The sequence below is a fragment of the Pseudoalteromonas rubra genome, from assembly GCF_001482385.1.
GTDB lineage: Bacteria > Pseudomonadota > Gammaproteobacteria > Enterobacterales > Alteromonadaceae > Pseudoalteromonas > Pseudoalteromonas ardens.
Map to the genome: position 1 here is coordinate 49,365 of NZ_CP013611.1, position 24,799 is coordinate 74,163.

Consider the following 24,799-nt stretch of genomic DNA (forward strand, 5'->3'; position numbering starts at 1 on the left):
TTTTGGGAAGTAAGTGATGTCTTTGTTTCATTTTGATGAGGAGTCAGGGTACGTTTCAATCAACAAACACCCTGCAAATACCGGATTTCCGGCCAGTTCCGCGCAGCTTGTTGAAGCGCTGGAAAGCTCTCCTTATGCCGACTTTGATATCATACATGCCAATATCGGGCAGTTGTTTTCGCCGTCGGATGACAGGGAGAAGGATTCTTTAATTGTTGCGCAGGCGGTTGATGCTGAATTGTCTATTCGGGTTGACGAAAATAATATGATGGCGGAAGCAAGACTGACAACGGCACGCGGCGGTAAAATGGTCACCATGGATCAAGCCCATGAAGCACTTAAATCAGCAGGCGTTAAGCGTGGCATCAGTAAGCAGGCTTTAGATAACTTTTTAGGCCAGCAGTTTGAGCAGTCTCCGGGTAGTGTCTATAGCGGCATCGTTGCCCATGGTCAGCGTGCTAAAGATGGCACTGACGCCCGATTTGTCCGTTTGTGCATGACAGCGCAAGACAGAGTGCTGAGTCCGCAACAAAAAGATGGCGGCAAAGTTGATATGCGTGACCTGGGCGCCATTATTACGGTGAGTCCGGGCAGTCCTCTTATGAAGCGCGTCCCGCCAACACCCGGTGAAGAAGGCTACTCTGTATTTGGTGATGTACTTGAACCCAAGCAGGGTAAGGATTTTGCGCTGGAAGTACCTGAAGGCACGAAAATCTCACCGGATGATCCTAATCTACTCATTGCTGATGCCAAAGGTGTACCTGTTGCTTTGCCACGTGGGATCCGCGTTGATGATGTATTGTGTTACGATCAGGTTGATGTCACCACAGGTCATATTGAATTTGACGGTAGTGTGATAGTCAGCGGTGATGTCAAAGATGGTATGAAAATCAAAGCGTCCGGTGATATCACAGTGATTGGATTTGTCGAGTCAGCCCAACTTGAAAGCAATGGTGCCGTGACGGTAATGCTAGGCGTGATAGGTCGTAAGCGAGATGAAGGCGAAGATTTCAGCTGTTGTATCAAAGCAAAGCGTACAGTCTCTATCGGATATGCCCAATATTGCCATATAGAATCTGAACAAGATCTGCTGATTGAGCGCCAGGTTTTACATTGTGATCTCAGATCCAAGCGCATGATCCGGGTAGGAAAAGGTGATACGCCAAGAGGAAAGTTGATCGGTGGTACAGTCTATGACGCCATGCGCATCGAAGCGGGCGAAGTGGGGGCTCCGTCGGGGACACGAACGCGGATTGCGCTGGCCCAGGATTGGCATATGCTAAAGCAAAAACAACAAGAATTTAAAGACCTCGAAAAACGCCTCACAGATAAAACCCTCGCCCTGAAACGGGCACAGATAAAAGCCCAAAAGGCGCCCGCTTCTAATAAACGCGATGCTTATCTCAGCAAGCTGGCTCAGAATGAACAACAGCTCAGTAAACATTACGCACGTAATCAAAGAAATATGAAGCTGGTGCAGCATAAGCTGGCGCGATTATTAAAGCTTAGTCGGATTAAGATTAATGAATTGATGCATCCGGGAATTGAGTTGACTATTGCCAGAGACAGCAAATCTTTTTCACGGATCTATCCGCCTCATTCGGTATTGCTAGACGAGGGTAAGATCACCCAGGAATTCGCCACTCAGTGATCTCGTCGCGATACCTCAGTGCTTGGTATCGCGTATCTCAGGTTGGTTTGCTACTCTGACGCTTCGTCGCTCTCATCTTCAACGTCTGGCAAAGGCCAGCCACCCAGTGCCTGCCACTTATTCACGATATGGCAGAACAGTTCAGCAGTGCGCTCGGTATCATACAGGGCTGAATGTGCCTGACTGTTGTCAAACTCAATCCCCGCAGTGCGACAGGCTTTAGCCAGTACGGTCTGACCCAGTGCCAGCCCAGCCAGCGAGGTAGTATCAAAACTCACAAACGGGTGGAATGGAGTGCGCTTGATTTTACACCGTTCAATGGCTGCGTTTAAGAATCCGTGGTCAAATGCGGCGTTGTGCGCGACTACCACAGAGCGTTGGCATCCTGCTGCTTTTTGGGCTTTACGTACCGCTTTACAGATCTCTTTGATGGCTTCTTCTTCATCAACCGCGCCACGCAGCGCACTGAAGGGATCAATGCCATTGAACTCAATCGCCGACTGCTCGATATTGGCACCTTCAAAAGGTGCGACATGAAAATGCACCGTGTGGTCGAGGCTGAGCAGGCCCTGTTCATCCATTTTGAGCATGCTGACGGCAATTTCCAGCAGTGCGTCGGTGTCTTTATTAAAGCCTGCGGTTTCAACGTCAATGACGACCGGAAAGAAGCCGCGGAAGCGCTTTGCGAATAGGGTTTGCTCTTGTTCTGCCATAATCTGCTTGGTTTACTAAATTGAGCGGCCTATTATACTGATCAGAGATAAAGATGCGAATTTACTGGCGTGTTTCCTGAACGTATCGCACGCTATATGCAAAGAGAGCCCTACCGTCAGAACTTTGCCGTCAAAGTCCGTTTTTAAAGGCATGATTATTGCTTAATCTATCGGTGAGGCGTCGACTGACGATTGCGATGGTCAATCAACCCGCGCGCCCAGTTCGGTATTTTTGTTTAAAGCGGAGTAAGAGCGTGAAGTTTAAAGCGAACCTGATTATTGCTACCACATTGAGTATCCTGTCACTTCAGGCGCAGGGTGCAATGCGGCAATACTCTGCCACAGCAGACAACTCCCAATGGTTTGTCGACAGGACAACACGGTTGTCTTGTGCTCTGTCACACGAAGTCCCGTATTACGGCGAAGCGATATTTATGGCTACGGCGAGTAAGAATAAAGATCTCACCTTTAATCTGGATATGGTAGTCAGGCCTGATAGTTACGACTTTGCCGGCCTTGAATCTGTGCCGCCAGCGTGGCGGGCTGGGTTACCAGCCAGAGTGATGGGCCAGATGAAGCTGTTGAAGAAATTTGATGGTGAACTCACCAATGCCATCAGCTGGGAGGTGCTGACAGAGCTAGAAAAGGGTTATTATCCCACTTTTTATTATCAAGACTGGCAAAACCAGCATGATCAGATCTCCGTGGCACTCTCATCTGTGAACTTCAAAAATGCCTATTGGGAATTTTTGCAGTGTCGCGATAATTTGCTGCCCTACAGCTTTGAAGACATCGCATTTACTGTTATGAATTACAAGTTCAACAGCAGTGAGCTGACCAAGTCATCACGAAAACGTTTGGATATGATCGGGGAGTATCTGAATAACGACCCGCAAATTGAATCCATTTATATTTCGGCGTATACCGATAGCTATGGCGGCCGCTCGGTTAATATGGCTATGTCGAAAAAGCGGGCCGAAGCGATAAAAACCTACATGGCGTCTAAAGGAATACCCGAAGATAAAATTGTCACCGATGGATTTGGGGAAAAGCGTCACGTTGCACCAAACGACACACCGATTGGTCGCGATAAAAACCGTCGGGTAATTATCCAGATCTCGAAACCGTAACAGCCAGGCGCGCTTATCGGGCGCGCCGCTGCAAAGTGGCAGTTTCGGATTAGATCTTATTCCTGATTAAGTCCCGGACCACAAAGCGGGCAGGGTGCAGTGCCTGATTGATCCGCTCGCTAAATGGGCGGGGCTCGTCACACAGCGCCGAAACCAGGTGCTCTGTCACTAAAGGGGCGCTGCATAGTCCCCTGGCACCAAATCCGGTCACCACATGTAATCCCTCATGAGGCTCCGTTAACGGCTCAAAGTCATCGTGCTTGCCCCGGCGCAGGTTTGCAAACGCACTGCACAGGCTGTCAGGATCCGGCACCTGACCTGCCATCGGGAAGTGGTCGTTGAAACAGCAACGCACAGCCGCTTTAGCACCAGTGATCTCCCCCAGGCTTTGATCAAACTCAGTATCTGCATAAAAGCCCTGTAACTGAGCACGGTTGGTTAGGTTATCCTGCTCGGTGACTTCCCGGCCTTTGCTGTATTTTTCAAAGGTAGCGCCCATGCAATGCTCTCCCTCCATGCTGGGCGTAAAGTACCCTTTATGGCATAACACGGTCGTGAGTTTAGACGAGGCTTCGCCTGCCTGGATATGCGAAACCTGGCCGCGTACACCGTGCAGCCCTAATTGCTGAGTCTGAGTGAACATATCGCTGTGTTCACCGCCACACACAAACACATCAGAAAACGGGCCCTGCCAGTGACTGTTGACCTGTAAATACCAGCCGTCCTCGCGTTTTTCGAGTTCACTGACGTCTGCATTAAAATGTTGCTGACTACGGCATCTAGCCTGTGCTGCATCATAAACAGCCTGGGTGAGTTGAGGTGGGCTTACCCAGCCGGCCTGTTCAATAAAGAGCCCCTCGAATGGCGTATCAATATTGGCCAGCGTTTGCGCTTCTGTCGCAGAGACGGGGCGTATCAGCGACTTGGGAAATATTTCACTAGCAGCAATTTTATGATGCTGTGTGCGCTTACTTTCAGTGACGCTTTGCAACAGCACGCCACACCAGTCATGGTCATAGTTAAAGCCTAATGCTTCAATATGTTTATAAAAGCGGCGTGCGTATAAGAAGCTCAAGCCATACAATTCGCTGGTTGTGCTGTACTGGGCTTGCAGGTTGGGGTACACGGCACCTTGACGATTATGCGATGCGCCACCGGCCAGCGTGTCATCTTTACAGAATAAGGTTGTATTGATACCACGTTTGGCCAGGTGGTAGCTCAAACAGGCTGAGCCTATGCCGCCGCCTATAATGGCAACCTTACCGAGTGCACGAGGAGCGTGACGGTAGTATTGTGGGTTAGTCGCATGCGCGTTGGCTGTCCCAAACTGGCCGATTACCATTTCTCTTTTTCGGCCATAACCTTTTACTTTTTGGCAGGTAAAACCTGCTTGCTGCAAGCCTCTGCGGACAAAACCAGCTGCGGTGAAGGTGGCAAACGTGGCGTTGTCTCGGCTCAGTGCCGCCATTGCATCGAACAGAGATTGTTGCCACATGTCCGGGTTTTTGCTCGGTGCAAAGCCGTCCAGGTACCAGGCATCAACCAGGCCCTGTGGCCCATAAGACAGTTTCGGCAAGGAGGTGTGCACATCGCCAAACCACAGATCCAGGATCACCTGTCCATCATCAAATTCAAGGCGATGGCAACCCTCAACAGCGTCCGGATATTGGGCGCAGAGTTGTCCGGCTTGTTCAGACAGATCTGGCCATGCTTTTAAGGCTTGTCTTAAATCTTCAATCTTTATCGGGTATTTTTCGAATGAAATAAAATAAAGACGCTGGACGTTACGCTGTGTTTTTAGTCGTTGAAATTGAGACCAGGTATTAAGAAAATTCAGGCCGGTGCCAAATCCGGTTTCTGCAACCACAAAGTGGTTGCGATCATGGTTCAGCAAGCGGGTATTGAGCTTATTTTGCGAATAAAAAACATAGTCGGACTCAGCCTGGCCATCATCATTTGAAAAGTAGACATCGTCAAAGCTGTCTGCGACGGGTGTTCCTGCGTCGTTAAAGTGTATCTGGGCGTTGCGTATCATAGTGTGTGTAAAAGTTCGCTACTAAATTGATGCCTATTTTACGGATTTTATTTGCGTTCGTCCGTTGCATTTTAACAAATATCAGTTCAGAGTACGTGTGTACGCTGGAAAGCTGACCACTTGGTGCCTGGTTTCAGCGTAGAATACGCGTAAATTTAAAAAGTCCTAAGGGAATTACCCATGAGAAGAGCCGTTATTACGGGTATCGGTGTAGTGTCAAGCATCGGTAACAACAAGCAAGAAGTACTAGAGTCTTTGAAAGCGGGTAAAAGTGGTATCGCTTTTAACCAAGAGTTCGCAGACCTAAATCTGCGCAGCCAGGTATCTGGCAAGCTGGATATTGATGTGAAGTCTCTGGTTGACCGTAAAGCACATCGCTTTATGGGCGACGCAGCTGCATTTTCTTATATTTCAATGGCGCAAGCGATTGAAGATTCAGGTCTGGCACCTGAGCAAGTTTCAAATGAGCGTACTGGTCTGATCGTTGGCTCAGGTGGTGGTTCATCTAAATATCAGGTTGAAGCCGCAGACATTCTGCGCGAGAAAGGCGTAAAGCGTGTTGGTCCATACATGGTACCGCGCACGATGGCGAGTACAGCTTCTGCCTGTCTGGCAACACCGTTCAAAATTAAAGGTGTGAACTATTCAATCAGTTCTGCCTGTGCGACGTCTGCACACTGTATCGGTAACGCGGTTGAGCAAATCCAGCTGGGCAAGCAGGACGTGATCTTTGCAGGTGGCGGTGAAGAGCTACACTGGACTCTGGCAATGGAGTTCGATGCTATGGGTGCCTTGTCAACCAAGTACAATGACGCGGCAGAAACCGCTTCGCGTACTTACGATGCAAACCGTGATGGTTTTGTTATCTCAGGTGGTGGCGGTATCGTCGTTGTTGAAGAGCTTGAGCACGCGCTGGCTCGTGGTGCACATATCTATGCAGAGATCGTTGGATATGGTGCAACATCTGATGGTTATGACATGGTTGCGCCTTCTGGTGAAGGTGCAGTGAGATGTATGAAGCAGGCGATGCAAGATCTTGATGGCCCAATCGATTACCTGAACACGCATGGTACGTCTACACCGGTTGGTGACGTGAAAGAACTGGGCGCTATTCAGGAGTTATTCGGTGATAACTCTCCTGCGATTAGTGCAACTAAAGCAATGACAGGTCACGCTTTGGGTGCTGCAGGCGTTCACGAAGCTATCTACTCATTACTGATGCTGGAAAACAATTTCATCGCACCGTCTATCAACATTGACGAGCTGGATGAGCAGGCAAAAGGCCTGGATATTGTTACTGAAATGCGTGAGCAGGAACTAAATACTGTGATGTCGAACAGTTTTGGTTTTGGCGGTACTAACGCGACTTTGGTTATGCAAAAGTATAAAGCTTAATGGCAAAGGCCATTAAGCGCTAAAAAAACCGCCGAAAGGCGGTTTTTTTATGTGTCTTGGTATTAAGCTTTATGTTTCATCAGGCGCTCTTTATCACGAGACCAGTCTCTGTCTTTGATGTCGGCCCGCTTATCATGCATCTTCTTACCTTTGGCAAGGTGAAATTCAAGTTTAACCCAACACTTCTTCCAGTACATGGCTGTGGCAACCAATGAGAAGCCATCACGCTCAGTTGCACCGATCAAGCGGTCTATTTCGCGTTTTTTAAGCAACAACTTACGGTAACGCATTGGATCGCATATAACATGTGTGGATGCGCTATTAAGCGGCTGGATCTGACTGGCAAGCAGGTAGGCTTCGCCGTCTTTCAGGTGAATATAAGTATCTGTGATATTGACCTTACCAGAGCGAATGCTTTTAACTTCCCACCCCTGAAGCTCAATACCCGCTTCGAACTTGTCGTGTAAAAAATACTCATGACGCGCCTTTTTATTTAGCGCTATGGTATTGCTATTTGATTTGTTTGGTTTTTTCTTTGCCATAATGGCTTAGTCTACCTTGTATATCGGCGCGGATCAAAAATTGTCGCTATTTTCGCGCAGTCGCCTGTCACAAACAAGATAAATCTTGAAAACCTTGGTAAAATCGCCTTGTTAGAGTTTGGAGAGCGTATGCCACAAGTAGAAAAAAGTGCGTTAGTGATGTATAGCACACAAGAGATGTTTAACTTGGTCAATGATGTTGACGCCTATCCCGCTTTTTTGCCGCATTGTTCCGGGGCGCGGGTGATAGATACTTCGGATCAGGGTATGACTGCAAGCCTTGAAATCTCTAAGGCTGGTTTGACAAAATGGTTTACGACTAAGAATCAGTATGAAGGAAACCGGGTTAGAATGCAGCTTGTTGATGGTCCGTTTAAATCATTACACGGATATTGGGAGTTTATCGAATTGGATGAGCAAGCGTGTAAAGTCTGTTTGAAGCTGGAGTTCGAATTTGCCAATAAGCTGGTTGAGCTGGCATTTGGCCGTATCTTTAATGAAGTGGCGAAGAACATGGTCTCTGCCTTTACACAGCGAGCTAAAATTGTATACGGAGTACGTTCATGATCCAGGTTGAAGTGGTATTTGCGCTGCCTGATAAGGCCACCACGCTCAGTGTCGACGTTGCAGAGGGAACCTCGGTGGAGCAAGTGGTTTTACAAAGTGGTATTTTGGAACGGTGTCCTGAAATTGATCCGACGAACCTGAGCCTAGGTGTGTGGAACAGAACTGTTAAGCTGAATCACGTAGTACGTGCCGGAGACCGGATTGAGGTATATCGCCCACTTATCGCCGATCCTAAAGAAGCGCGTCGCCGCCGGGCTGAAAAAGCCAAAGAAGAAGGGCGTGCCAATAAAATCACCGGTGGACGCCCATTATCCAATTAGCATTTGCAGTTCAGGCCACTGTGTTTGAGGTGCATGGCCTGATTGCGTTACTTTTCTTTGTCCTTGGGGCTGTCCTGCTCGTAAGCCGCTTTCTCATCTGCTAAATCTTGCTTTAGCTTGCGGATTTTTAACCCCAGCTCCTGACCTCGGTGTCTGGCGTAATAGGTACAGCCAATAAACATACAGGTGGCAAAAAAGAGCTCAAGTAATATCAGCAGCATTTCTTGCGGAGACACCCAAAGCAGCGTCAGTCCATGTGTGAAGTAGATCAACACAATGAAGTTGGCCCAGGCATAGGTATAAGGCTTGTCCTGAATAATGCCTTTAAGTGGCAACAACAGGGGTAAAATATACACCGCAAACACGAAACCTGTGCTGTAGCCCTCACGGGGTGCCAACACAAATAACCATAAAGGCATAAGAATTAACAAGCCCACGTAACCGATAAGGGCTGAGGCCTGGAAGCGTTTTGTGACGGTTTTTTTAGGGATCTGACTCATGATAATTTATTGCTAATGGTAAACAGACGTTTTGCAAGTGCACGGCAGATTTTTATCTCTGTCTCGCTTAACTCACAGCTGTTGTCCATGCCTGCCACATGGGTTGCGCCATAAGGTGTACCACCACTGGTGGTAGAGAGTAACTCGGGCACATCATAAGGTACACCCATCAGCAGCATACCGTGGTGTAACAGCGGCAAAGACAGGTTAAGCAGGGTCGCTTCGTTGCCACCATGCATACTACTGGACGAAGAGAACACACATGCCGGTTTGTCGATCAGCTGGCCTTTGAGCCAAATATCACTGGTTGTTTCCCAGAATGTTTTAGCTTGTGACGCCATCATGCCAAAGCGTGTGGGCGTACCAAATGCCAGCGCATCGCAGTCAATGAGATCTTGCTTTGATACCACAATGTCATGGGCTTCTTTCGCAACGAAGGTACGAAGTCTGACTTGTGCGCCGTGAAACTCCAGTGTGTCTGCAATTTCATGTGCCATTGCTGCAACTGAGCCATGGCTTGAATGATATAAAACTAAGATCTCAGGCATAGGATCACAGGATATCCAGTACTGACTCAGGCGGTCGGCCAATGGCGGCTTTATCACCTTTAACCACGATAGGTCTTTCAATGAGTTTTGGGTTTTCCAGCATAGCCTGACGCAGCTCCGCTTCGTCGCTGTCTTTGCTCAGGCTTAGCTCTTTGTACAGTGTTTCTTTGCTGCGTACCAGCTGGTGTGCAGAGGTAAAACCCAATTTTTGCAGCAGACCACTTAGCGTGTCTGCGTCGATGGGGGTTTTCAGATATTCGACGACATCAGGTTGAATATCACGAGATTCCAGCAGAGCCAGCGTTTCACGAGATTTTGAACAACGAGGGTTGTGATAAATCGTAACAGACATACAAGATCCTTTACGGTAATAGTACTTATCTAATTTGGCGCAAATTGTATCGTATCCTGTAAGCCCTGCCTATGTTTTTCCGGCTAAGTAGCGGCGTATATCCGAGCGGCGCGGTAGGAGGTTTAGGAGGGTAGACAGAAAGCCGCACCATGAACGCCTGAGCAATACGACAGTGCCCATGGTACAGCTGGTAAATTAAAGTTTGGCGAGTTCTTTTTGCATATCACGATATTGCGTCAGTAGTGCTTTTAAACGTAGACGCCGGATGGTTTCTTCCTTTTCTACGTGGTTAAGCGCTTTTTGAATTTCATCCGCAGCACGCATAAAGGCCCCGTAATGGCTGAGCAAACTGGCCTGACTTTCATGGTAATCGGCTTTGGCATCCATCTTTTTATAGGTATCAGTGAGTAGCTGCCTTGCCAAAACATGATCTGGTTTTTCGAGCAAAAAGACTTTCAGTAGCTGCTCAGCCAGCTCATATTGCTCACTTTTGATTGCAACATTGGCATAGTTTAGAGTGATCACCTGGTTATTCGGTCTCAGTTGATGTTTTTCACCCAGTAACTTAGTGATCCCTGCGTAATCTTTCTTCGCCAGCAACAGATCGGTGTATACGTCCAGATAAAACAAGTTATTGGGGTCAGCACGCAGTAATTTGTCCATTACCGTTTGGGCTTTATCCAGCATTTCCTGATCCAGGAAAGTAATAGCCAGACCGTATTCCAGGGCGCTTTTGTCCAGTTCAGATGAACGTTTTAGAGCCTGCTCAAAGTACGCCTGTGCTGACTCACTATCGAGCTGATATCTGGCAATCACCCGGCTCTTGGCCAATTGAAATTGAGGGCTTCTGGGAACATAGCGTTGCTCGTATTGTTGAGCGCGCAAACGGACGTCCGAGACGCGTGAGTCGGGCAGTGGGTGAGACATTAAAAACACTGGTGCTTTATTTTTAAAGCGTACCTGAGCTGCCAGTTTACTCAAAAACTCGCTGGAAGCATGTGGATCGAATCCTGCGTTGTATAAGGTCTGCATACCGAAACGGTCGGCTTCTTGCTCTGCTTTACGGCTATGAGTAAGCTGACTCAGTGCTGATTGTGTTGAGCTGGCCGACAGGATGGCCATACCCGCATCCGGGGCTATCACAGTTGCCAGAATACCGGTGATCATACCTGCAATGGTCAGGGCACTATTGTCCTTAGCTTGTTGGATCCTGCGTGCCAGGTGGCGTTGGGTTACGTGGGCTATTTCGTGGCCCAGTACTGAAGCGAACTGACTTTCGCTATCGGCCTGGGCCATCAGGCCCGTGTGTACGCCAACGTGACCGCCATAAAAGGCAAACGCGTTAATGTCTTTGTTATCAATCCAAAAGAAGGAAAAAGGAAAGCGTACATCGTTAGCATTGGCAACTAGCTTATTGCCGAGCGTTGATAAATATTCATCGAGCACCGGATCCTGCACCAGCTTGGAGCCTGAGCGGATCTGCATCATCATAATTTCGCCGATGGCTTGTTCTTTGTCTATGGGCAACACTTGGACTGCGGATGTGCCCAGGTCGGGCAGTTTAAGTGTTGACTGAGCCTGGCTCGGGATTGACATACTCAAAGCCAGGGTACATAGAGATGCCTGAAACAGCTTTTTTAACTGCATTCTAGTCCTTATTCGTTTCGTCACCCAGCATGATCTTGGCGATGTCTATTTCATCGCTGCACGCTCGGGCGTCTTTTTCGCACAACATATAAAAATCTTTAATTGAGACCCCATCAACCTTGATAACGTTCAATTCTCTTTGCAGCATATTTAATGTTTTATAGACCACTTTGTGTGCGTGCAAAATCAAGGCTTTGTCTGCGGTGTCACCTCTGTCGAAATAAAATGCGATAAACTTGTGGAGCTGGTTAAACCGCAGCAGCACTTTCATGGTATGTGGGTCCCAGACGTTAAACTCAAGATATTTATTGTCTTTCAGATAACGGTCTACTTTAACCCCTTTGGCGATAGGATAAGCCCATAACTCAAAGCCACGGTCAGTAAACACTTGATGAAGCGCTATGGCCGGTGTTTTCTCGCAGTGGATGATACCGTTGTTGTCTTCATATCCGCCAAGTAGAGATAAATTCCAGTTGCGCTTGTCTAGCAGGCGCTTAACGGCATGATCAAATCCATGTTGAAAAATACCTTCGCCTTCACTAACTGAAGAGGCCACAAGGTGATAAAATGGTGGCAACTCACCCCAGTTAATTTGTTTTTTAAACCAGTTTATTTCTTTTAAGGTTGGGTTGTCAGGCAAACGCGCCTTGTTGTTTGCACCAGGCATGTGAAAATCCGAAAAATCACTATCTCTTTTATAAGGATAACGCATTGGCCGGGTTCAGGCTATACGGTTTACGCACAGAGTAAACCCAAACTGTGCTTCTGCACAGGCGAAGAGTTGTAACAGGTTGAAAGTATAATTAAATAAGGCTCAAAACAGAGTGATTGAATGTGATTTACGGCCGTTTCAGTGTCCGCAGCTTTTTGTCCAGTTTAAGTGGCAACTTAAACAGGCGAAAATCAAAGCAAAAGCCGTGCGCTTTTTTTATGCAAAAGAACAAGACTTGCGAGATGTAATGCGCTATTTAAACAATCAAAATATGGCATTTCAACATAATCAGCAGTCAGAACCTTTTTTTATACAAGTGGAGTGTATAGATGATTGAACTCATTAAATCCTGGTATCGGGCCAAGTTCTCAGATCCTAATTCTGTGACCTTACTGCTAATGCTGCTGGCGATGGCTGCACTGCTATACTTTTTTGGGACTTTCATCATTCCCGTTTTGGTGGCCATAGTTATTGCCTATTTACTGGACTGGCCTGTAACGCATCTGCAACGGGTGGGACCCAGCCGGCAGATGGCGACTAATATTGTAATGCTGGTCTTTGTGGGTGTCATGTTGGCACTGATGTTTGGCATTTTACCGGTGCTGTGGGCGCAAACCAGTAACCTGGTACAAGAAGCTCCGACTATGATTGAAGAGGGCAAATATTATCTGCTTCATTTACCGGACAACTACCCAAATTTAATATCGACTGAGCAGGTCCAAAACCTCGTAGGTGCGGTGGAAACTAAGTTATTTGTATTTGGTCAACAGGTGGTCTCTGCTTCCCTGACTTCCATAAAAGATGTTGTGGCATGGCTTATCTATTTAGTGCTGGTACCTTTGTTGGTGTTTTTCATGTTGAAAGATAAAACCCAGCTCACAGCGGGTTTGTTGCAGTTGGTGCCAAAAGAAAGACGTCTGATCAATCAGGTGTGGGAAGAAATGGACCACCAGATCATGAACTACATCCGGGGTAAAGTTATTGAGATTGTGATTGTCGGGTTATCCAGTTTTGTTGCCTTCACAGTGTTAGAACTGCGTTATGCCGCCTTGCTTGGCACCCTGGTGGGTCTCTCGGTGTTGATCCCCTTCATTGGTGCCGCAGTGGTGACTTTGCCTGTGGCGGCCGTGGCGTTATTTCAGTTTGGCGTTGCGCCAGAGTTCTGGACTGTGCTGGTGGTCTATGGCGTGATCCAGGCGTTGGATGGCAACGTGTTGGTGCCGTTGCTGTTTTCTGAAGCGGTTGACCTGAACCCGGTGTACATTATCGTCGCAGTCTTGTTTTTTGGTGGTTTGTGGGGGTTTTGGGGGGTCTTTTTTGCCATTCCGCTGGCCTCTTTAGTCAAAGCCTTGCTCAATGCCTGGTCAACACAGCAACAGGAATACCTCGCATCTGAGGCTAAATAATCTATAACAGGTGGCGCGCCTGCGTCACCTCGTCTTTTAATGTCTCCCCAAATGTTATCTTGTACCATTTTGGAATAACGATCTTCATTTATACAGCAAATGATTATTATGCTTGTTCGGCCTTTTGTGTAGAATGGAATAAGATATTCTATATTGTTATAAAGGAGCGCCGTGTGATCCAGTCTGAACAAGACCAACTAATCTACCTCGATGCCAATGCAACTACGCCGGTATTACCCGAGATTGCCAAAGTCGTGGTGCATACCATGCAAGTGTGTTTCGGTAACCCTTCGAGTGCCCATATAACGGGCGTGCAGGCCAAGCACTTGATGGAAGAGGCCCGAAATAAAGGTCGAGAGGTGATTGGAGCGACCAGCGGAGAGCTGCTTTTTACCTCTGGTGCAACAGAAGGGATCCAAACGGCCATCGTCTCAGCTTTGAGTGATTATGTACAACGCGCCGATAAGGCTTACGAAAAACCAGTTCTGATGTACGGCGCAACGGAACATAAGGCAGTGCCGAATACCTTAAAGCACTGGAATCGGTTATTGGGACTGGATGCACAGATCCTGGAAATACCCGTAGACTCGAAAGGGATACTGGATCTGGACTTTATTGCAGAGCATGTCGAACAGGCTGTGATGGTCTGCACTATGGCGGCAAATAATGAAACGGGTATTAAGCAAGATTTACTCAGGCTTGAGCAAGTGATCCGTGAAGGCAACGTCAAAACAGCCTGGATGGTCGACTGTGTTCAGGCTTTGGGTAAGTTGCCGTTGCAACTGTCACAGACCACGATAGATTATGCGCCGTTTTCTGGTCACAAACTCTACGCACCAAAAGGCATCGGCTTTTTGTATATTCGCAGTGGCAGTCCATACACGCCTTTTATTGCAGGCGGAGGTCAGGAATCGGGGATGCGTTCCGGTACGGAGAATATTCCGGGGATTGCCGCGCTCAGTACGCTCTTTGATATGCTGCTGGATAAAGAAAACTCGCCTTTTAATCCGGTAGAGCAGCTTGAAAAACACCGTAGCATGTTAGCTGAAGCCATTGAAACGACTTTTAAGCAGGTCACTTTTCATCATGATTTTGCGCTGTCTGTACCAACAACGCTTAACTTCTCGGTGGATCACCTGACTAACAAAGAGGTTATTGATTTGCTGGATGCTGCGGGGATCCGTGTCAGCGGAGGATCTGCCTGTAGTTCAGGCTCAAGCCGCAGTTTTGTATTGGATGCAATGAATGTCCCGGACTGGCAAAGTGAAAATGCCATTCGGCTGTCGTTTGGCCCGGCCGATAGTGAAGCACAGATCCGCCAGGCATGTGAGGCATTAAAGCGTCTTCAGCCGATCCTGGAGAACAATTGTCTGGTGGTCTCAGACAGTACGGCACCGGAGCAGGAAGCCTGCGCAGTGGGTTTAACTCAGCTACGCCATCAGGGAGCCTGTTGCTGGCTATATGTCACACCTGATAAACAGGCTGTTATTGTGGACCCCGTACCTGAGTTAGTTCCTCGTTTACAACGATTGCTGGATAAGCAGGGCCTGGCTTGTAGGGCATTGTTGAAAACGCATCTGAGTGAGCAAGCAAGCGATGCTGTGAATTTGTTGTCTCATAACCTGATTGAAGACAAGGTGTTGGATGACTTTGGCTGGCCTGTTGAAGGCACGATCGGTTTGTTGCAAGACTCCCTGATACAGCTGCCGGGTGCTGAAAGAGAACCGGAAAATCGCTGCTATCTATTGATGCAGGGCGACGATGTATCTGTCTGTTTTGCGGGAAAGCTGTTACTGCCTCAGGGGCTTGGTGACAGCCAGGGAGAGACAGCATGTGCCGCTTCGATGGCTGAAACGCTGTTGCGGCTCAATGAAATACTGGATGACAATAGTTTGATCTGTAGTGCACTGGATTATCAACAATGCTTTGCGATTAACTGGCATGCACAAGTACAGGCTAGCCCGTTACTGGGCCGCCTGCTTAATGGTGCCTGTTCAACCGATGAGTTTGTTGAGCAAAAAGTCAGCATAGACAGTGACTCCAGCACATTCAGAGAGCGCTTCCTAGGGGCGCTGATGGACTCGGCTGTGCCTGCGGTGAAAGCACTGAACAGAACTGCCGCAGAAGAGTGGTTGCAATGTCATGAGGGCATGATCATTGATTGCCGGGAACCGTATGAGTCCGATGTCTCACGCCGAGGGATCACTGAGTTGTTCGGTAACCTGGCGGTTGGCCGGGTGCTGAATATTCCACTAAGCAGAATGACGGACGTATTGCGAAATGGGGCGCTTGACTCATCGCAGCATTACCTGTTGGTGTGTCGTACCGGTAATCGTTCGATGCAGGCTGGTAATACACTGGCTATGCTTGGGTTTGATCGGGTCGCGAACCTGGCAGGTGGACTGGCGTTAAATTAGCACGCTGAAGCCCCGGTCATGCCGGGGCTAAGTCTTTATTGTGGCGCCGGGCCTGTACTTTCTCGTACTACCATATTAGGCGTAAAAGTCGTGGTGATGTCTTTGTCCTGATTTCGACTGCCACGGGTTTTAGAGAAAAGCAGCCTTGCAGCATGCTCGGAAATCACATCATTGGCCTGATGTGCCGTGGTAAGTTTTGGCCAGGTCTGACGCGAGAACGGGGAGTCCTCGAACCCGGAAATAGAAAGCTGCGCCGGGATCTCAATGTTCATTAGACGAGCCGCAAATAACGCACCAGCTGCCACTTCATCGTTACCGCCTAAGATCGCGGTGATCTTTTTCGGGTTACCATCTTTAAGTAGTGCCTTAGCACCCTTAACACCAGATTCGAACGAATAAGTGCCCTTGTGTATGAAGTCTTCATTAAAGGCAATCTGATGATCTGACAGCGCTTGCTTATAGCCTGCCAAGCGTTCTGTGGTCGATTTGTGTTCTTCATCACCGCAGACAAACGCAATGTGTTTATGTCCCAGCGAAAGCAGGTGCTCTGTAATTTCGTAAGCGGCCGCAAAATCGTCTACATAGATACAGTTTTTCGATTTTTCTTCTTCGTCTTCATTGTGACCCGATAAGAGTCGTACATAGCTGACGCCGAGCTCATCCAGCATATCAATGATGGGCTGTTGTTCTGATAGCGGGGGTGTCAGAACGAGGCCCGCAAGTCGAGAGCGCTTAATCATAGTTGCGATTTCAGCTTGCATATCTTTTTGCTGTGCATTGCAAGGGTGGATCACCAGCTCATAGCCTTCTTCTTTACAGCGCGAAAGTACCCCGTTTTGCATATCTATGATGTAGTAGGCATTTGGGTTGTCATAAACCAATCCTATGGCAAACGATGACGTGCCTGCCAGGTTACGTGCGGCAGTATTGGGTTGATAATTGAGCTCTTTTACGGCTTGCATTACCTGGTCATAGGTTTTTTTGCGTACCGATGGTTCCTTGTTAATCACGCGCGATACGGTTTTCATCGACACGCCTGCATGTTTTGCTACATCGTTGATGGTTACTTTCATCTTGTTTTTCTTCTGTGAGAGAAGGTGGTACTATATTGTGTACAAGTGCTTAACCATGCACTTTATAGCGCGATCATTGCGCATTCCTGATGACTAGCACTCAGGTTTTCACTCGGTATAGTCCGTGCCTTGATTTCATAAAATGATCATTTGTTGTTTCTAGTCTATCCAATTTGCTCTTAAATTAGCAGCAAAAATTCTACCAAATAAATTAATGATACCGGTGTCAAAAAGTCAAAATTGGGGTATTATGCGCAATGTAAAATTGAGAATTAGCTATTTGACAGCGTTGTCATTTTAACTTATGTTTAACGCAATACACCGTTTAACACTTGTGATAAATACAATTTTTATTGTTTTAAAAACGCATCGTCACTAGGGGAATTAATATGAGTTGCCGTACACAACTATCGAGTTGGCAGGCTTTAACAACAGCATCAGAACAACTGAAGACACAACATTTAAAATCTTTGTTTGAGCAAGATGCAACGAGATTTGACCTGTTTTCTCGTCAGATCCCGGGCTTGTTGTTTGACTTTTCTAAGCAACTCATCGACAAAGACACATTCGGACAGTTGATTAATCTGGCTGAACAATGTGATTTGGCTCAGTGGCGCGACAAGTTGTTTGCTGGTGAAAAGATAAATATCACCGAAGACCGAGCGGTGTTGCATGTTGCTTTGCGTAACCGTGGTAATACGCCGATTTATGTTGATGGCGAAAACGTCATGGACCAGGTCAATGCAGAGCTTGAAAAGCTTAAAGTATTCAGTCATAAAGTGCGCAGTGGCGACTGGCTGGGCTATACGGGCAAAGCAGTTAAAGATGTTGTCGCCATTGGTGTAGGGGGGTCTAACCTTGGCCCACAGATGGTGACTGAGGCACTGAGCTCTTATGCAGACGACACCCTCAATGTACATTATGTTTCTAATGTTGATGGTGTTCAGCTAGCGCATGTATTAGACAAGGTATCTCCAGAAACTACCCTGTTTGTGATTTCGTCAAAAACCTTTACTACCTCAGAAACCATGACAAACGCACGCTCGTCTGTCGCCTGGTTCCTCGAGTCTGCTCAAAACGAAGCCGAAATCGCTAAACACTTTGTTGCTGTAAGTACTAATCTTGAGAAAACGCGTGCCTTTGGTATCGCAGACGAAAATGTATTTACCATGTGGGACTGGGTAGGCGGACGCTTCTCTTTGTGGAGCGCAATTGGCTTACCTATTGCCCTGTATTTGGGTTATGACAAGTTCGAAGCCATTTTAGAAGGTGCTTACGAGATTGATGAGCACTTTAAAAATGCTTCATTTGAGCAGAATATTCCGTTGATCATGGCGCTGCTGAGTGTTTGGAACACCAGTTTCCTGGGTTATCAGTCGCAAGCCATTTTGCCTTACGATCAGGCACTGCATATGCTTCCGGCTTACCTGCAACAGGGTGAAATGGAAAGTAACGGTAAGCATGTTACCTTTGCGGGTCAAACGGTTCCGTATACCACTGTACCGCTTATTTGGGGCATGACGGGCATTAACGGCCAGCACGCATTTTATCAGTGTTTGCACCAGGGGAATGTCATTGTTCCTGCCGATTTTATTGCGTCTGTTAAACCGCAGCGCGATGTGGCCAAACATCACGACATTTTGTTGTCTAACTTTTTCGCCCAAACAGAAGCCCTGATGGCTGGGGTAAATGAGCAACAGGTGCGCAGTGATTTAGCTGCGAAAGGCAAGTCAGAAGCAGAAATTGAGCGTTTGCTGCCACATAAAATTCATGAAGGTAACAGACCAACGACGTCAATGATTTTGGACGAAGTTGATGCCAAAGCGGTTGGCCGTCTTATCGCCTTGTATGAGCATAAAATCTTTTGTCAGGGTATTATCCTTGAGGTTTGTTCATTTGATCAGTGGGGTGTTGAGCTGGGCAAAGGGCTGGCAAGCGCCATTGAATCAGAACTTACGCAGGATAACGTTGAACACGCACACGATAGCTCTACAGCCGGGTTAATCGCGTATTACAAACAAAACAGATAATTGCCGATAAGCAAAGTGCTTGTCGGGTGCCTGGTTGCATCCTGGCACCGATGAAAAGAATACCTTTGAACGGGTAGCGCTGGAGTGCTTAGGGCCTGTATTTTTGTGAGAGGAATTACAGTGCCCCTAAGGCTCATTTTTTCAAATTTATTTGCCTTGTCATAACCTGTAAGTGACAGGTGAGTAAACTGGCTATAACAGAGCCAACAAGCAGTGGCGGAACAGACTCTTACTGGGGATGTATGGCGTAGTCGTAACGACTAAGTACATACACAGATCAGACGGGCGAGCCATCACCATCCCTTACCGCACTGCGGCACAGCACCATGGTATCATTGTGTGGTGCAAACGAATTCAATTCCAGCAAGAAAGTAGAGTTTGCTAGTCTGAATGCAGATTGGAAAACGGTTTTAACTAACGAGCGTGTGATGCACTCAGGTGCGACGCGCCTAACCTTGTGAGACATAATTATGCTTAATCCTTTTGATATCGTAATTTTTGGTGGGGGCGGCGACTTAGCGTTACGAAAGTTGTTACCTGCAATGTATCGTGCGTATCAAGAAGGTAATTTACCTGAAGGCTCACGCGTACTCCCTACCGTCCGGGCACAAGAACAAAGAGAACAATACATTGCCACGGCAGAGCAGGCACTTAAGTCGCACCTTAGCGAAGGTGAGTTTAACGCAAAAGACTGGCAGGCTTTTGCCCAATTTTTGCTACCTGTCGTGGTGAATGTGACTGAGGCTGATGACAACTGGGACGTACTAAAAGACATTCTGGATGCTGATGGCGAAGAAAAATCACGCGTCTTTTACTTATCTTTACCGCCTGCTGTGTACGGTACTTGTTGTGAGTTACTATCGCAAAAGAACCTGATCACGGAAAATTCCCGTGTGGTAGTTGAAAAACCGATTGGCTATTGTGGTAAATCGGCTGAGGAAATTAACGGGAAAATTGCACAATTCTTCGAAGAAAATCAAATTTTCCGTATTGACCACTACTTAGGCAAAGAAACCGTGCAGAACCTGATGGCACTGCGTTTTGCGAACGCTTTGTTTGAAAATCTGTGGGATGCCAAATCAATCGACAACATCCAAATTAGTATCTCTGAAACGGTGGGCCTTGAGAGTCGTGCTGGCTTTTACGACAAGGCCGGTGCACTGCGCGATATGGTTCAGAATCACTTGTTGCAGTTACTATGCCTGGTAGCGATGGAATCCCCGTCAAAACTCAATGCCAATAGTATTCGTGCTGAAAAGCTGAAAGTGCTTGAAGCGTTACGCCCATTGGTTGGTGAGGACGTGGATGACAATGTTGTTCGTGGCCAATACGTGCCGGGCGACCTGAACGGTAAACTGGTACCCGGTTACCTGGAAGAGCTCGGTGAAGGGTCAAGTAAGACAGAAACGTTTGTAGCCATTAAAGCGCATATCGATAACTGGCGCTGGGCTGGTGTGCCATTTTACCTGAGAACGGGTAAACGTATGAAAAAGCGCTGTGCAGAAATCGTGGTTGAATATAAGCCTGTTTCTCATAACGTATACGACCCGAGCGTTGGTCCAATTCAGCCAAACCGCCTTGAAATCCGATTACAACCAGAAGAAAGTATTCAGCTGACGCTGATGTCTAAACGTCTTGATAACCTTGAAATGCAGTTGCAACCAGTGACGCTGAACATTGAGCTGAGTCAACAGTACAGCAAAGGTTTCCACTCGGATGCGTACAAGCGCTTGATGCTGGATGCAGCGGCGAATAACCCGGCATTGTTCATCCATCGTGATGAAGTAAGACAAGCCTGGAAGTGGATCGACCCGATCGTTGCACGCTGGCAGGAAAAAGGCACACCTTCGCTTTACCGCGCGGGGTCATGGGGGCCGGAAGCTGCTGATGAGCTGCTGGAAGAAAATAATCACGCCTGGTTTAACGTAGGAGAAAAATCATAATGGCACAACTGACCGAAGCGTTTTTTGATAGCAAAGAAGCGATGACCGCAAAGCTGGCTGAGTTGTTGAGTAGCACTGTAAGCCAGGCGATTGAAGTGGATGGTCGTGCCTCTATGCTGGTATCTGGTGGCTCGTCACCAGCACCTGCCTACAAGCACCTGTCTAATTTATCTCTGTCCTGGGATAACGTGACTGTGGCCATGGTTGATGAGCGTTGGGTTGACGCAGACCATGAAAAGTCTAATGAAGCGTTCATTAATTCGACCTTATTGCAAAACGAAGCGAGTAAAGCCGCATTTGTGACGATGAAAAATGCTGAGGCAACAGCTATTGCAGGCCAGGCACAGTGCGAGCGTGCCTATGCTGAACTAAAAGCGCCATTTGACATTACCATTCTGGGCATGGGTCCTGATGGGCACACTGCATCTTTGTTCCCGCATGCCGAGGGACTGGAGCAGGCATTGCAAACCTCTGAGCTGGTGTGCGCTATCAATGCTAAGCAAAGTGAAGTGACGGGCAGCATTACAGAGCGTATGAGCCTGACCTTGTCTGGTATTGTCAATACTAAGCACGCTGTCTTGCTGATCAGTGGAGATGCAAAGCGCGCTGTTTACGAAGAAGCCAAGCAGCCAGGCTCCGAACTCGATATCCCGCTGCGTGCTGTGTTAAATCACCCAGAGCTGAAGCTCAGTGTGTTCTGGTGCCCTTAAAAAGCACTCAGTAATACATGTATAAAAAGCACGCTCTGGAGCGTGCTTTTTTAATGTCTGGATATCCATGAAGGCTAAATTACCTGAAAGCGGTTGCTCAGAAGAGGTGTTATGGATATGAAAAGAGAGGCGGTGTCGCCTCTCTGTAGGTCAATTTAGGATTGTTTTTTGTTACAGGGAATTGATAAACACCAGAGCGATAGCCAGCGGGCAGACAAACTTGATGTACCAGGGCCAAATGCGCCAAAACAGCGATGAAGCAACTTCTGGGTGGCCAGTCTTGATTTCTTTGAGTAGCTTCTGACGATGCCAGATCCAGCCTACAAAGATACAGCACAACATGCCAAGTAAGGGCTGACCAAACTGCGTGGTGAGTTTCACAACCAGACCAAATAGGGTCGAGAAGTTGAGAATAATCGTCACGCTCACTGTTGCGATGATCCCACCAATGATCCAGGTCGCCTGCGTTCTGGCCAGAGCGAATTTTTCAACCGCGTAGGATACCGGTGCTTCGAGCATGGAAATGGAGCTGGTTAGTGCAGCGATGCTCATCAGTGCAAAGAAGGCAAACCCGACAAACACACCTACGCTACCCATGCCTTCAAATAAGGCTGGCAAAACCTGGAAAACCAAAGTGTCTTCTGATAACAACTGCCCGGTTGGTGAGAAGATCTCGACGCCCTGAGCTTGTGCTACGTACATCGCTGGAATGATCAGCAGGCCGGCAACAAAGGCAATGAACACATCGATTAAGGTGACATATGCACCCAGTGACACGAGGTTTTCTTGCTTGCTGATATATGAGCCATAAATGATCATCACACTGGTACCCAGTGACAAAGAGAAGAAAGCCTGACCGAGTGCGCTAACCAATAGAGCTGGATCCAGCAAAGAGGAGAAATCAGGAACCAGATAGGCTTTTAAGCCAGTTGTAGCACCATCCTGAGTCAGTACATAGGCAATTAATGAGAACAGAATGAGCAGCAGCGCTGGCATTAGGCGCTTGGACCACTTTTCTATGCCATTTTCGACGCCTTTACTGATAATGGAGATAGTCAGGGCGACAAAGGCAAGCGTGAAACTGAGATCTCTCAGCAGAGATTGCTCTGAAAGCCACTGTGCCGCGCCTGTTGCACCGACTGTGTTAGCTACGGGCTCAAAGGTGGCACTTAACATCCAACCTGCCACAATGGCGTAGAAACTCAAAATCAGTCCGGCACAAATTATGCCGCCAAAACCGACGAAAAACGCAAACTTTTTTTGCACCGGGTTATTACCCAGCTTTTGCAGTGAAGACACGGCATTAGCCTGACCGTGGCGACCGATAACCAGCTCAGCCATCAGTGCGGGATAAGCCAGACAGAACGCCAGGATCAAATACATTAATACAAAAGCGGCACCACCATTACTGGCGGTTTGAGTGGGGAAACCCCAAATGTTCCCCAGGCCTACAGCAGATCCCGCTGCAGCCATAATGAATCCGAAGCGAGAGCTGAACTCTCCGCGCACACTGCTCATATTCTTATACTTCTCTTTTTTAAAGACGGCGGCAACAATCTACTGTAATTAAAAGGAAATAAAAAGGCCTAAATTGCATTGATCTAACACAAGTTTTTGCTTAAATCCTGAGCGTAATCCGAAAAATCCAGTAGTGTATCCACCCGTAGTTAGTATCTAGCTGATTTATAGCACAAATCTAACGCTTGTCAGTCAGTCTTGACAGTATTTCTCGGAGCTTTACAGGAAAATGTTAATGTGAACTTTGCGCCACCGAGCAGATCAGATCTGCTAACACTCGCCTGTCCATGATGCCAGTCGACTACTTTTGCAACAATAGCCAGCCCTAAGCCGTAGCTTTTTCCCGCCCGGTTACGATGTCCTTGCTCCTGGAAAAAGGGGTTAAATACCTTGGCCCAGTTTTCTTCTTCGATGCCCGGGCCGTCATCTTCGACCCGGATTTCAATTTGATGATCCAGCTGCTGAGCACTGACAATGATTTGCTTGTTAGCGAAGTCGCAAGCATTGCTCAACAAGTTGGAGATGGCCCTGGCCAACCAGTGGGGATCGGCAGCCAATTGTAAGCTTGCGGGAACTGAAACGCTGGCATTAATTTGCTTTTTGGCCAGTTTGGGGGCCATTTGTTCAACCACATTACCAATATAGGTGTCCAGCTGGGTGGGGGTAAATTTGAGTAGGTGCGACTTTTGTTCTAAGGTGGCAAAAGACAAATAACTGGCCAGCATATCTTCCATCTGATCAAGATCTTTTTCCATCCGGTGCATCAGGGCGTGCACCTGCTCAATATCGTCTTCTTCAAAGGCAGCATCAAAACCGAATCGCAAACAGGCAACCGGGGTACGAATGTCGTGAGACAAACTGGACGCCATCAGCTTGTTTTCGGCAAGTAGCTTTTCTATCTGATTAGCCATGCGGTTAAAGGTCAGCTCTAGATCTTTGATATAGGTAAAGTGATTCACCTCAATACGGGCGCTTAAGTCACCGCTGGCAAACTGTTTTGCTGCACTGACCAGTACCGCAAGTCGTCTGGCTAAGGGCGCGAGGATGACCCACATAAAAGTGCAAATTCCGGCATAAAAAGCCAGAGTTAAAAAGACATCTGAGTCATATTGTTCGGGTGGCTTTTCGAGCCTCAGCTCCAGGTAGTCGGGAGCCAATGAGGGCGCAGACTTAAGCAAGTAGTAGCCAATGTCATCTTCTAACAGCAGGCCTTCGGGCTGCATCATCTGGTTTTTTAATTCGACTGGTAACGCTAAGGAGTCTCCGGAGCTATAGGTGATGGGGAGGTCAAAATCTTTACTCACTTGTTCCATATAGGCGGCTCGCAGTGTCTCTGGGATGGAGGCACTTTGGTTGGTCACACCATAAAGCAGTTTGGCCTGCCAGGCGAAGGTATCTTCTGCGGGTTCAGCTTGCTGGCTCAGGGTATCAAGCAGCCAGCCCAGTACCACAATTGAGATCAGAGCGCTCGCTAACAAATACAGGTAGAGCTTTCTCATCCTTTACTCCAAAGATAAATCCCACTACATAAGGTAGGCAAGGGACAGGGCTGGGGTCCGCACTGGAAAAGGCGGACCTATAAATAGCTTA

At 47.7% G+C, this 24,799-nt stretch carries 21 protein-coding genes; 10 read left to right on the forward strand and 11 right to left on the reverse strand.

Annotated elements, in window-relative coordinates:
- The first annotated feature begins 16 nt into the window (after positions 1 to 16).
- Complete coding sequence (locus AT705_RS00230) at positions 17 to 1,651, forward strand: DUF342 domain-containing protein (RefSeq protein ID WP_058794998.1); 1,635 nt, start codon at positions 17 to 19, stop codon at positions 1,649 to 1,651.
- Positions 1,652 to 1,701: 50 nt separating this feature from the next.
- Here the strand turns inward: AT705_RS00230 and rnt are convergent, their stop codons facing one another.
- A complete protein-coding gene (gene rnt / locus AT705_RS00235; protein WP_049865066.1) occupies positions 1,702 to 2,364 on the reverse strand; it encodes a ribonuclease T in 663 nt (220 codons plus the stop codon).
- A 254-nt stretch (positions 2,365 to 2,618) separates the two neighbouring features.
- Between rnt and AT705_RS00240 the strand changes: the two genes are divergently transcribed.
- Positions 2,619 to 3,494 (forward strand): flagellar protein MotY, encoded by an 876-nt coding sequence (locus AT705_RS00240; RefSeq protein WP_157576620.1) that lies wholly within the window; start codon positions 2,619 to 2,621, stop codon positions 3,492 to 3,494.
- Positions 3,495 to 3,543: 49 nt separating this feature from the next.
- Here the strand turns inward: AT705_RS00240 and mnmC are convergent, their stop codons facing one another.
- Positions 3,544 to 5,529, reverse strand: coding sequence for a bifunctional tRNA (5-methylaminomethyl-2-thiouridine)(34)-methyltransferase MnmD/FAD-dependent 5-carboxymethylaminomethyl-2-thiouridine(34) oxidoreductase MnmC (gene mnmC, locus AT705_RS00245; protein ID WP_058795000.1), 1,986 nt, complete (start codon positions 5,527 to 5,529; stop codon positions 3,544 to 3,546).
- 180 nt (positions 5,530 to 5,709) lie between these two features.
- Between mnmC and fabB the strand changes: the two genes are divergently transcribed.
- The gene (gene fabB, locus AT705_RS00250) at positions 5,710 to 6,924 is read left to right on the forward strand and encodes a beta-ketoacyl-ACP synthase I (protein ID WP_049865064.1); all 1,215 of its coding nucleotides are present in this window, start codon (positions 5,710 to 5,712) and stop codon (positions 6,922 to 6,924) included.
- A 62-nt stretch (positions 6,925 to 6,986) separates the two neighbouring features.
- Here the strand turns inward: fabB and smpB are convergent, their stop codons facing one another.
- Complete coding sequence (gene smpB, locus AT705_RS00255; protein ID WP_010385884.1) at positions 6,987 to 7,466, reverse strand: SsrA-binding protein SmpB; 480 nt, start codon at positions 7,464 to 7,466, stop codon at positions 6,987 to 6,989.
- A gap of 129 nt (positions 7,467 to 7,595) precedes the next feature.
- Here smpB and AT705_RS00260 point away from each other — a divergent pair, with 129 nt between their 5' ends.
- Together AT705_RS00260 and AT705_RS00265 are read left to right on the forward strand one after the other, a co-directional pair.
- Positions 7,596 to 8,033 (forward strand): SRPBCC family protein, encoded by a 438-nt coding sequence (locus tag AT705_RS00260; protein ID WP_010385885.1) that lies wholly within the window; start codon positions 7,596 to 7,598, stop codon positions 8,031 to 8,033.
- On the forward strand, positions 8,030 to 8,353 hold the full coding sequence (locus AT705_RS00265) for an RnfH family protein (protein WP_010385887.1): 324 nt from the start codon (positions 8,030 to 8,032) through the stop codon (positions 8,351 to 8,353). The genes AT705_RS00260 and AT705_RS00265 overlap by 4 nt, the downstream gene beginning before the upstream one ends.
- 47 nt (positions 8,354 to 8,400) lie before the next feature.
- Here the strand turns inward: AT705_RS00265 and AT705_RS00270 are convergent, their stop codons facing one another.
- The 5 genes from AT705_RS00270 to AT705_RS00290 all read right to left on the reverse strand — a co-directional run bounded on the left by AT705_RS00270 (position 8,401) and on the right by AT705_RS00290 (position 12,067).
- Complete coding sequence (locus AT705_RS00270) at positions 8,401 to 8,853, reverse strand: DUF2069 domain-containing protein (RefSeq protein WP_058795001.1); 453 nt, start codon at positions 8,851 to 8,853, stop codon at positions 8,401 to 8,403.
- A complete protein-coding gene (gene wrbA, locus AT705_RS00275) occupies positions 8,850 to 9,401 on the reverse strand; it encodes an NAD(P)H:quinone oxidoreductase (protein WP_058795002.1) in 552 nt (183 codons plus the stop codon). Before wrbA ends, AT705_RS00270 begins: the two co-directional genes overlap by 4 nt.
- A 4-nt stretch (positions 9,402 to 9,405) precedes the next feature.
- Entirely contained in the window at positions 9,406 to 9,753 is a 348-nt protein-coding gene (arsC, locus tag AT705_RS00280; protein WP_058795003.1) for an arsenate reductase (glutaredoxin), read from the reverse strand.
- 195 nt (positions 9,754 to 9,948) lie between these two features.
- Positions 9,949 to 11,400 carry a M48 family metalloprotease gene (locus AT705_RS00285; protein WP_058795004.1) on the reverse strand — a complete coding sequence of 484 codons (1,452 nt, stop codon included), beginning with the start codon at positions 11,398 to 11,400 and terminating at the stop codon, positions 9,949 to 9,951.
- A 1-nt stretch (position 11,401) separates the two neighbouring features.
- Complete coding sequence (locus AT705_RS00290; RefSeq protein ID WP_058795005.1) at positions 11,402 to 12,067, reverse strand: hypothetical protein; 666 nt, start codon at positions 12,065 to 12,067, stop codon at positions 11,402 to 11,404.
- Between the two features lie 374 nt (positions 12,068 to 12,441).
- Here AT705_RS00290 and AT705_RS00300 point away from each other — a divergent pair, with 374 nt between their 5' ends.
- Both AT705_RS00300 and AT705_RS00305 read left to right on the forward strand, forming a co-directional pair.
- Positions 12,442 to 13,518, forward strand: coding sequence for an AI-2E family transporter (locus AT705_RS00300; protein WP_058795007.1), 1,077 nt, complete (start codon positions 12,442 to 12,444; stop codon positions 13,516 to 13,518).
- 173 nt (positions 13,519 to 13,691) lie between these two features.
- Complete coding sequence (locus AT705_RS00305) at positions 13,692 to 15,935, forward strand: aminotransferase class V-fold PLP-dependent enzyme (protein WP_058795008.1); 2,244 nt, start codon at positions 13,692 to 13,694, stop codon at positions 15,933 to 15,935.
- A gap of 35 nt (positions 15,936 to 15,970) precedes the next feature.
- Here the strand turns inward: AT705_RS00305 and AT705_RS00310 are convergent, their stop codons facing one another.
- Positions 15,971 to 17,008 (reverse strand): LacI family DNA-binding transcriptional regulator, encoded by a 1,038-nt coding sequence (locus tag AT705_RS00310; RefSeq protein ID WP_058795009.1) that lies wholly within the window; start codon positions 17,006 to 17,008, stop codon positions 15,971 to 15,973.
- A 389-nt stretch (positions 17,009 to 17,397) separates the two neighbouring features.
- Between AT705_RS00310 and pgi the strand changes: the two genes are divergently transcribed.
- From pgi to pgl, 3 genes are all read left to right on the forward strand, one after another.
- A complete protein-coding gene (pgi, locus tag AT705_RS00315) occupies positions 17,398 to 19,038 on the forward strand; it encodes a glucose-6-phosphate isomerase (RefSeq protein ID WP_058795010.1) in 1,641 nt (546 codons plus the stop codon).
- 470 nt (positions 19,039 to 19,508) lie between these two features.
- Entirely contained in the window at positions 19,509 to 20,981 is a 1,473-nt protein-coding gene (zwf, locus tag AT705_RS00320; protein ID WP_058795011.1) for a glucose-6-phosphate dehydrogenase, read from the forward strand.
- Complete coding sequence (gene pgl / locus AT705_RS00325) at positions 20,981 to 21,691, forward strand: 6-phosphogluconolactonase (protein ID WP_058795012.1); 711 nt, start codon at positions 20,981 to 20,983, stop codon at positions 21,689 to 21,691. The genes zwf and pgl overlap by 1 nt, the downstream gene beginning before the upstream one ends.
- Before the next feature lie 171 nt (positions 21,692 to 21,862).
- Here pgl and AT705_RS00330 read toward each other — a convergent pair whose 3' ends face one another.
- Positions 21,863 to 23,209 (reverse strand): sodium-dependent transporter, encoded by a 1,347-nt coding sequence (locus AT705_RS00330; protein ID WP_058795013.1) that lies wholly within the window; start codon positions 23,207 to 23,209, stop codon positions 21,863 to 21,865.
- Between the two features lie 188 nt (positions 23,210 to 23,397).
- Positions 23,398 to 24,708 (reverse strand): sensor histidine kinase, encoded by a 1,311-nt coding sequence (locus tag AT705_RS00335; protein WP_058795014.1) that lies wholly within the window; start codon positions 24,706 to 24,708, stop codon positions 23,398 to 23,400.
- Positions 24,709 to 24,799: the final 91 nt, after the last annotated feature.